Annotated in this window: 11 protein-coding genes; 5 read left to right on the top strand and 6 right to left on the bottom strand. The window is 63.3% G+C overall.

Features of this window, described 5'->3' with window-relative positions; all coding sequences use genetic code 11:
- Positions 1–265 precede the first annotated feature (265 nt).
- From DDZ14_RS18800 to DDZ14_RS19585, 3 genes are read right to left on the bottom strand one after another with little or no spacing between them, the layout of a single operon-like run.
- Entirely contained in the window at positions 266–859 is a 594-nt protein-coding gene (locus DDZ14_RS18800) for a hypothetical protein (RefSeq protein WP_109426513.1), read from the bottom strand.
- A gap of 1 nt (position 860) precedes the next feature.
- Positions 861–1,139 carry a hypothetical protein gene (locus tag DDZ14_RS18795; protein ID WP_199221379.1) on the bottom strand — a complete coding sequence of 93 codons (279 nt, stop codon included), beginning with the start codon at positions 1,137–1,139 and terminating at the stop codon, positions 861–863.
- A 25-nt stretch (positions 1,140–1,164) separates the two neighbouring features.
- Positions 1,165–1,701 carry a hypothetical protein gene (locus tag DDZ14_RS19585; protein WP_146193199.1) on the bottom strand — a complete coding sequence of 179 codons (537 nt, stop codon included), beginning with the start codon at positions 1,699–1,701 and terminating at the stop codon, positions 1,165–1,167.
- Here DDZ14_RS19585 and DDZ14_RS20335 point away from each other — a divergent pair.
- The 4 genes from DDZ14_RS20335 to DDZ14_RS18775 all read left to right on the top strand — a co-directional run bounded on the left by DDZ14_RS20335 (position 1,624) and on the right by DDZ14_RS18775 (position 4,766).
- On the top strand, positions 1,624–1,995 hold the full coding sequence (locus tag DDZ14_RS20335; RefSeq protein ID WP_369915376.1) for a hypothetical protein: 372 nt from the start codon (positions 1,624–1,626) through the stop codon (positions 1,993–1,995). The genes DDZ14_RS19585 and DDZ14_RS20335 overlap by 78 nt on opposite strands.
- Positions 1,887–2,258 (top strand): hypothetical protein, encoded by a 372-nt coding sequence (locus DDZ14_RS18785; protein ID WP_109426511.1) that lies wholly within the window; start codon positions 1,887–1,889, stop codon positions 2,256–2,258. Before DDZ14_RS20335 ends, DDZ14_RS18785 begins: the two co-directional genes overlap by 109 nt.
- A 124-nt stretch (positions 2,259–2,382) precedes the next feature.
- Complete coding sequence (locus DDZ14_RS18780) at positions 2,383–3,357, top strand: glycosyltransferase family 4 protein (protein WP_158275571.1); 975 nt, start codon at positions 2,383–2,385, stop codon at positions 3,355–3,357.
- Between the two features lie 122 nt (positions 3,358–3,479).
- Positions 3,480–4,766 (top strand): lipopolysaccharide biosynthesis protein, encoded by a 1,287-nt coding sequence (locus DDZ14_RS18775; RefSeq protein WP_109426509.1) that lies wholly within the window; start codon positions 3,480–3,482, stop codon positions 4,764–4,766.
- On the opposite strand, the gene DDZ14_RS19580 is transcribed toward DDZ14_RS18775, so the two are convergent.
- The 3 genes from DDZ14_RS19580 to DDZ14_RS18755 are packed head-to-tail and all read right to left on the bottom strand — an operon-like array spanning position 4,759 to position 7,902.
- The gene (locus tag DDZ14_RS19580; protein ID WP_158275570.1) at positions 4,759–5,904 is read right to left on the bottom strand and encodes a glycosyltransferase family 4 protein; all 1,146 of its coding nucleotides are present in this window, start codon (positions 5,902–5,904) and stop codon (positions 4,759–4,761) included. The genes DDZ14_RS18775 and DDZ14_RS19580 overlap by 8 nt on opposite strands.
- Entirely contained in the window at positions 5,901–6,863 is a 963-nt protein-coding gene (locus tag DDZ14_RS18760) for a class I SAM-dependent methyltransferase (RefSeq protein ID WP_158275569.1), read from the bottom strand. Before DDZ14_RS18760 ends, DDZ14_RS19580 begins: the two co-directional genes overlap by 4 nt.
- Positions 6,864–6,876: 13 nt before the next feature.
- A complete protein-coding gene (locus DDZ14_RS18755; RefSeq protein ID WP_109426506.1) occupies positions 6,877–7,902 on the bottom strand; it encodes a hypothetical protein in 1,026 nt (341 codons plus the stop codon).
- A gap of 83 nt (positions 7,903–7,985) precedes the next feature.
- On the opposite strand from DDZ14_RS18755, the gene DDZ14_RS18750 reads away from it, so the two are divergent.
- On the top strand, positions 7,986–8,465 hold the full coding sequence (locus DDZ14_RS18750; protein WP_109426505.1) for an integrase arm-type DNA-binding domain-containing protein: 480 nt from the start codon (positions 7,986–7,988) through the stop codon (positions 8,463–8,465).
- Positions 8,466–8,587: the final 122 nt, after the last annotated feature.

The following is an 8,587-nucleotide window of genomic DNA, read 5'->3' as shown; positions in this document are numbered from 1 at the left end:
CAGGCCGCATCAATGACGGCCTTGCGGGGCTTGTTGAACGAAGAGGCGACCTACAACGCGCTGGACGATCAGTTGCAGAAGAGCTTGAGCTTAGCGAAGGCCGCCGAAGAGAGGCTGAGACGGAGCTAGAGGGGCGGGATCGCGAGATGGACCGGGGGATGACACACGGGCTGTGATGCCAAGCTGTAGGTTGGCAGTTACGGGTCGTTTGCCATGCTATAGATTGGCAAGCGCACCTCTCGCCCAACAAGAGCGTTTTTAAAGGTCAGGCCGCGCCAGCGCCTTTCTGAGGTTCGCCTACAGGCCTATCCGCATAAATGAAATGCTTGGCGTCCTCACGGATTTCGAGTGTCGCGCCGTCGATCACGCCGACGGCGAGCCCGGCGTTGACCCGGCGTGCGGGCTTGCCGGCACTCAGCCATTTCCCGGCCTTTTCGACAGCGAAGCGCCCCTTGCGGGCACCAGCGCCCTTGGCTTGCATGGCTTCCATGATGACGACAGCTACCTCTTCCATGCGGAACAGACCGCCCTGGCTGGGCAGAGGCATCTTGCGCTTCTGGAGCGACTGACGGGTCACTTCGAGCCGCTTGGCCACATCGGCAAGGCTGACCAGGTCCGGGCGCACCTCGCGCAGCACAGACCCAGCAGGCAGCTGTTTCTGGATCGCGCGCGCCGCATCGAGAATGGCGTCTTCGGCTTGATCGCTGGACGCTTCCAGCGCGATCCCGATCATGCCCAGCACACCAGTTCCGACGATGGCGTCCTCGAACCCGGCCTCGAAGACAGCGTCCATCAGCTCGAATGCATCGTGCTCGCCTTCGGGAAGGGCGAAGACCAGTTCGAATTCGATTTCTGCCATGTCATCCATCCTCTTGAGCGCCCTCATCGGCGTTGCCGAGCTTTGTGCATCCAAGCGCCCGGTTCCTCAGCTGCCGGGCAAAACGGCCCGGATTCTGCGGCGTCGACCAGACGCCCATCTGACAAAACTCACCGCACCGGCAGTCCGGATCGTTGTTCGGGCACCTGATTAGGCCCCAGGCATGCCCGCGCCCGGAACGCAAAGTGACCGTCCACCCCAAGGCTTCCAGCTCACGCAGCACAGCCTCGATCTCCTTGGACTTGTGCGGCTTACGGGTCATGATATAGGCTTTCTAAGCTAAGTTGTCAATCGACAACATAAAGACTTGCGATCGCAGAGCTGTAAGGCGCCATCGATAAACTGCAGGTTTGGGCATTGTCAAAAGGCGACCGTGTGAACGGGCAATGCAGTTCAATGACGCGCCTGCCCGGACCGACGAGGCCGGGCGCGAGGTCCAAAAGCGTTTGTTTGACCAGGTTTGGAAGGGCGGCAAGCGGACGGATGCAGGTGCGGCTGTCCCACGATGCGCGCTGCTGTGAGTCGGCCTTTCGCTCATAGCGGTGGCAGCCTTGCCGCCCGAGTTTGATTCCGCAGCCGCAGATTAGTTTCTGGAGCCGCGGGACTGCCGGTTTCTGTTGCCATACGGGCGGAATTCCCGGATAATGCCCTGCGTTAACTGCACGGGAGTTAGGAAGATCGCCGGCAAGAACCTGGTCCTCGTAAGGCGCGCGGGAAAGCCCTTTCGCCATCTGGGATCGGCCGTAATGCGCGGCGATCAGCTCGCGGCACTGATCAAGCCCCACCTGTCCGACGACCTGCACATCCGGGTGGTCCCGTTCCACGCCGGGCTGCTGTCGCCGCTGGCCATGCGGACCGTCGCCCTCTCAGTTCCGGCGAAATCGGTCGTCGTCTTCGTCAAATCAGCCGCCAAGGGCCTGACGTCCGACCATATAGCCCCCCTGCGGCAGCGCGGCGCGCGGATCGGGCTCGACAGCATCGACACCACCACTACGACCCTCGGCTTGCGATGGCCGGCGGTGCAAAGGACCGGCCCTTCCGCTGCGGCTACATCGGCGACCTGCAGAACGCGCTCATCCCGCCCGGCATCTCGGACGAGGTGGAGCGCGTCGACGTGAGTTATGCTCGGGACTTCACCAGATCGCTCGCGCGGATCGGTGGGTTCACGTTGCACTACGGCGTCCGCCCCTTGCCCATGTCTACCTCGCCCGGCGCACGGCAGTACAAGCCGTTCACCAAGGGCTTCACCGCAGCCGCCTGCGCGTCCAACATACTGGTCAACCGCGAGGCCGACGATGCGGTCGCCCTTTTGGGCGACGACTATCCGGCTCGCGTAGCTGAAAGCGAACGAACACAAAAAACCGAGATTGAGACTGATTGAAGGCGACTTCCAAGAGCGCGGCGAGAGAAGGTTATTAATGCGGAACGGCAACCCAAAGTCAGCTACTCGGCCGCGTGTGCTTCAAGTTATTCGACGGCTGGATGTGCCCAGAGGGGCAGAAAGAATGGTTGCCGAATTGGTGCGAACACAACCAAATCACAACGTCCTTGTCTTTGATGGAAGCGGAAGTTTCTTCGATCTCGGAAAAGGCCATATTATTGAAAAGAAAGGTCTGATACGCGCTTTGCTATTTTGTCTCGCGAATCGGGGCCGGTATGATGTGTTTCACCTGCATATGGCCCCGGCCGTCTATTTTGCCAACCTTCTCGGGCGAAAGGCGGTCATGCAGATCCACAGCTACTACAACGCTCGCTGGGAAAATCCTGTGAACAGGGTGCTCTTATGGATGGCATGTCGACGATCAAAGGCAACGATCGCGGTAAATGCGGCAGCAGCGCGGTCGATCCGACACTATTTCGGAAATGTCCCCCGTTTGCATGCGCTGACGAACTTTTGTGTTGATCTCAAGACTGGTGCGCCGGAACCAGGGCCTAGGATGTCCGGAAGAGCAAGACTTCTAATGGTCGCATCACTGGCCAGACCGAAGCGGCAGGACATTGCAATACAAGCGCTCGCGAGGTTGCCGGATGACTATGACCTGGTTCTTGCCGGAACGGGAGAAGACGAAGACCAGCTACGGCGATTGGCCGAGGAATTAGGGCTTCTGGAACGTGTTAGCTTCGCCGGAGCCGTCAAAGATGTCGCCCGTTTATACCAAGCCGCAGACATGTGCTTGCTTTTATCGGACTGGGAAGGCTTTGGACTGGTCGTTATTGAGGCAGCACAGTTTGGCGTCCCGACAATTGTCAACAATATCGAGGGCCTTCGCCAAAGCTGCCCCGATCCTAGGTTCATTGCATCCGAACTGGCTCCTGAGGCTGTAGCGAGAAAGATTACGGAGGTGGCTTCACTCAAGAAACAGATGGATATGACCGGTGTACTTGAAAGTTACTGGAAACAGCACAGTGTCGATGCCTACGTTGCGCGCCTCGAGACAATATATCGGTCCGACGCGAGAATCTGTAGCTCAAGTGAATGATGCTGAATAAAAAATTGAGCGGGTCCCTCGGCCGCCTTCCAAGAGTTCTGCTCTTGCGCTTGTATGGGGAACCGCTGCCCGTGACACGCGACGATCCCACCTTTGTCTGGGACTGCTGAGCGATGCGCTGGCCGCAGGGACGGATCGCGCGCGGATCGATCGTCACTCTTGCAATCCGGCTGTCGGCGCTTGGGTTCGGCTTTCTGCAGACGCTGATCCTTGCCCGCCTCCTCGGCCCGGAAAGCTACGGCCAAGTGGTCGCCGTGGTCTCCGCCGCGACGATGGCCGCCTGGATTGGGGTGCTGGGCCTAAACGGCCTTGCGGTGCGCGAGATCGCCCGCTTCCGTCTGCGCGGCGACGCGACGGCGGAGCGGGGGTATCTGCGGTTTTCGGTGATCGCGGTCACCCTAGGCGGTTGTCTCGCGGGGATCGTGGCGTACGCGCTCGCCGCGCCGTCGCTTCCGGGCATCGCGCGCTGGATCTTCGTGCTCGCGCCCGTGATCGCACTCATCCTCCTGTTCCGGGGCGCAGCCCTCGGGCGGGGCGACGTGATCCGGTCGCAGGCCCCGCTCGACGCATTGCGCCCCGCGCTCTACCTCACCGCTGTGGTAATCGCGGCCCTCGCGATCGGTATGACCGCGGAAACCGCCGTCGTGCTGAACACCGCCGCCTTTGTGTTCACTATGGTCACAGCAGTGCGCCTCGGGCGGCCGCCGAGGGCAGAGCGGCGCGCTACCGTTCCCTCTGGCACAGGCCTCCTGAGAGACGCCCTGCCGTTCTTTCTCGCCGGCCTATTCGCCAGCCTTCAGTCCGAGATGATGATACTGATGCTCACGGTCCTGTCCACGCCGGACCAGACCGGCTTGTTTCAGGTCGCGTTCCGGCTCAGCACCCTGCTTCTGGTCGTGCGGCAGGCTATCGACGTACCGCTCTCGCCCCGCTTTGCCGCGATCTGGGAAGGAGGGGGGCGAGACGAGCTGGAGCGTTTGGCCTGCCTCTCCGCGGCTGCCTCCACCACCGCCGCGCTGCTGATCTGGCTTGGCTTCTTCGTGCTCGCCGGGCCGCTCACTGGCCTGTTCGGGTCCGAGTTCGTCGCGGCGCGGGGCAGCCTCGTCCTCCTGGCTGCCGCACAGGCGCTCTTCGTCGCCGCAGGTCCCTTGCCCGTCCTCCTCAATATGGCCGACCGGCCCGGCACCGTGACAGCGGCACTCGGGGCGGCGCAGGTCGTGCAACTCCTCCTCGGCCTCCTTCTGATCCCGCATCTCGGTGCTTTCGGCGCGGCGGTCGCCATGTCAGCCGCCGTGGTCACCTGGACCTTCGGCATGTGGATCGCCACCCGCCGCAGCCTCGGCCTCCGGGTCTCGCCGCTCCGCGGCATCGCGATCTACATGCGGCGGGGGCTCAGGTAAGGGACGATGACCGGCGCATCGACGCCTCGGCCAGCTCGAACGCGACCCGCGCCATCTCCTCATCGGAGAACGCCTCTACCGCCCACTCTCTCGCCGTGGTTCCCATCTGCGCCAGCCGGGCCGGGTCGGTCCGCAGGGCTTCGCGCATCGCCTCCGCGAGCGCCGCGGCGTCCTTCGCGGCACAAATCCAGCCAGTCCTCCCCGGCAAGACCGCATCGCGGCACCCCGGCACATCGCTGGCTATGGTGGGACGGCCTGCGGCGGCTGCCTCCAGGATAACCTTGGGCATACCCTCTCCGCCGTGAGACGGCATCACAAGCGTAGTCGCGCTGGCAATCCATGGCCGAACATCCTCTTGCCGGCCGACGAACTCGACGACTTCCTGCTGCCGCCAGCCATTGAGGACATCGTGGCCCACCGCGCAGCTGTTCGCGTGCTGGGCGTCTCCCACCACGACGAACCGGGCGGATGGAAAATCCCGACGAACCATCGCTGCGGCTTCGACGAACTCACGGATTCCCTTGTCCTCCTGCAGCCGTCCGACGAAAAGAAAGCATGGCTCCCCGTGTCCCGGCTCCCCCTCGGGCGTGAAGTGGGCAAGGTCCACGCCGGAGCCCATCACCTGGCGTACCTGCACCCGCGGCGAGAGCCCATTTTGCCGGAGAAAATCCAGATCCGAGGAGTTCTGGACGATCAGCGCCGCGCCGCCGGAACACGCGAAGGTGTAGAGTCGGGCAAGCGCCGACGCGAAGATCCCCGGCCTCGAAATCCTCATGCCTAGACCGGACACCACGTTCGCGTAGGGAATGGACTGCGCCCGGCAGGACAGGCCGCCATAGATATTCGCCTTAATGCCGTGATTCAGCACGAAGTCTGGCCTCTCCCTGCGTAGTGCACCATGCAACCTGCAGAGCGACCCGGCTTCTTCGACAATTGCCGCTCCATCAAGCGAGACGCGCCACGGAATGTGATTGGCACCCGATAGCGCGGCCAGCCTCTCCGTCCAGGCGTCTTCGGGCGCGAGGAGGCAGACCCGCCATTCGCGTTCGGTGAAATACCGGATCACGTTCCGCCTGAAATTCCACAGATACCAGGACGTGCCGGCGCAGAACGCTATTTTTGGTGCGTCTCGCTTCAATTGCGCACGCCTCTGTGAAACCCAGGCATATCGCGTGGACGAAGCCTCGTGTCGGACCGCGTGCCGAGGAAGTAGGTCGCGCTGGCTGCATCCCTGGCATGGGCACTGTCGGCGAGCCGGTCGAACAACCTGAGCCAGAAGAAAGGCGCGGCGATCCGCGACCCAAGTCGCCTGTTGCCGAAGGCGGCGCCCAGAGCATAGCGGAGAATCTGGAACAGCACCGTTCCCGGTCCGCGAACCACTCCACAGTCGATCAGGTCGAACTTTCGAAACAGCCGCCTGTGGCCGCTTTCGGTGAATCTCGTGAAATCGTAGCCAGCTTCGTGGACCGGCTGAAGGAACGGGGTCTCCGCATAGACGATCCCACCCGGCTTGAGAACCCGCCATATCTCGTCCGCTACAGTCGCCGGAGTCAGCACGTGTTCAAGCACAGCCTGAATCCAGACCGCGTCCACACTGTTGTCCCGAAGGGGGATGGCATGCGCATCGGCGACGAAATCCGTGTTCGCCGACGAATAGATATCGAATGCAATAATCCGCACACCGTCGGCGGCATAAAGATCGCTCGCACCGACATTGATCGAACCGCCACAGACGATGAGAACGACGCTCTCCTCGCCCTTGACGCGAATGCGTTCGAGCAGAAGCGCCGCGTTCTTCGTGGCGACCTCGTTCTCGCCCAGCAAAATCCGCTTCACGAAGGATTTCCTTTCGGGGCGGTCCTCGATGACGCTCGCTGCCTCCCTCGTAACCGTTTCGCTTCTGTCGAGGATACTTTCTTCGAAGTCGACCAGAACAAGCTGTCCGTTGACGACCGGATATTCGATTGCCTGTCCGTCAGCGGCTTCCGACGTACAGCGGCGCTTTCCGTCCCAAACCAGCGTCTTGCCGGTTGTGGGGCATTGCAGCAGCGGCATGATATCCGCGATGGTCTGACCGCTGTGCTTCGATATACTCATCGTCCGCCCACTCTCACGCCCCGTGCCGGTCGAGCGCGTCGACCACCGCCTCGCCCCAGTCCGGGCAGGCGGCGACATAGCGGTCGCGGGCCGCCTCGGTCTCGTGTTTCGGCACGGCGAGCATCCGGTCGATGGCAGGCAGGAGCGTCCCCGCCTCCGCCCCCTCGAGGTTCCGGATCAGCCCTGCCGCCTCCAGCTCGCGCGTGTAGCCAGGGAAATCACGACCGGCATAGATCGCGGGGACGCCGAGGACCGCCGCCTCGCTCGCCATCGTCGCGCTCTCGCCCACAAGCATTCGGCAATATGCGAGGAGGTGATGCACCGAGTTCTTCGGTCCCCGATAGGCATACATCCGGAGGTCATCCGGCAGCGGCGTCTCGCTGGACAGATGCACTGCACCCGCCTCCGAAAGGCGCGCGACTACGCTGCTCAACAGATCGGCAGGCCAGCCTGCTTTGCCCAAGTCGTGGTTGGCACGCCAGGCCACGACACGGACGAAGAAATTCTCCCGCTCGGGGTCGAGCCCCGCCGCAAGTGCCGTGGCGCGGTCGGCCCGGAAGGCGGAGGGATGGAGGAAGGACAGCTCCTTCACCCCCGGCAGCCGGGTGGTCCGCCCCCCAGGCGTGGCCCCGCCATAGGCCTTGGGAACGTAGAGATGGGTAATGAACGGCCAGGTCAAGCGGGTCTGGAGCGTCGCGTTCTCAGAATCGTAGAAGCTGACCGCCGGGATACCCGCAGCGCGGCCCGCATGCGAGATCGCGACACCGCCGAAACCAACCATGACGTCTGGGCGAAACGCCCGCGCGGCGCGGTAGACCGCGAGGTCACGACGCGCGAGCTCTGCGGCAAGATTCATCACCCCGGTCGCGGCGGCCGAGACCGGTCGGTGCGAGATTCGGAACTCGTCCAGCAGATCGCAGGCGATGTCTTTGCGGCGGGACAGGACCAGGATCTCGTCGCCTCGGGCCCGCAACGCCTCCATCGGTCTCTTGAAAAACAGCACGTCGGCGGGATGGACGATTTCGAAGAGTGCGCGCATGCATGCTCCCAGGTCGGATCGGTCCCTGCGATACAGACTTTCACCGGCACTGCAAGGGGAAAGTCACGGCCTGAACTGATGCGGTGGATGCCCCCACCCGCGGCATCGAGTGTGCCAGAAAGGCTCTGGGGAACCACGCCGATGCGGCGGGCGCGTATCCGTCGGGCCGCAAGACCTACATCGTGCAGTACCGCGTCGGACGCCGCACCCGCCGCACCACCATCGGGCGGCATGGCGTTCTGACCGCCGAGGCAGCGCGCAAGGAGGCCCGGCGGCTTCTGGGCAGCGTGGCCTGCGGCGACGACCCTTCCGCCGAGAAACAGGCCAGACGCCGGGCGCCGACCGTTGCCGGGCTCTGCGACCGCTTTCTGGAGGAATATGTCGATCTGCATTGCAAGCCCGCCACCGCGCGCGACTATCGCAGCATCATTCGCCGCTTCATCCGGCCCCGCCTCGGGCCGACGGGCATCACGGACGTGACCCGCGCCGATGTGGTGGCCTTCCATCACGCGCTGCGCGACACGCCCTATCAGGCCAACCGGGCGGCGGCGATGCTCTCCTGACCAGCCCCACCTGAGTGGTCCGGTTTGAGTGTTAGTGCATGATCGGCCTCTGGTCCATTGGCAGGATGGTTTCCGGGGCCGGTGGGCGGTAGCCCAAGGCACTGTGGGGTCGTCTGGTGTTG

Source organism: Maritimibacter sp. 55A14 (genome assembly GCF_003122205.1).
In the GTDB taxonomy this organism is placed as follows: domain Bacteria; phylum Pseudomonadota; class Alphaproteobacteria; order Rhodobacterales; family Rhodobacteraceae; genus QEYE01.
This window is presented reverse-complemented; position numbering and strand designations above follow the sequence as displayed.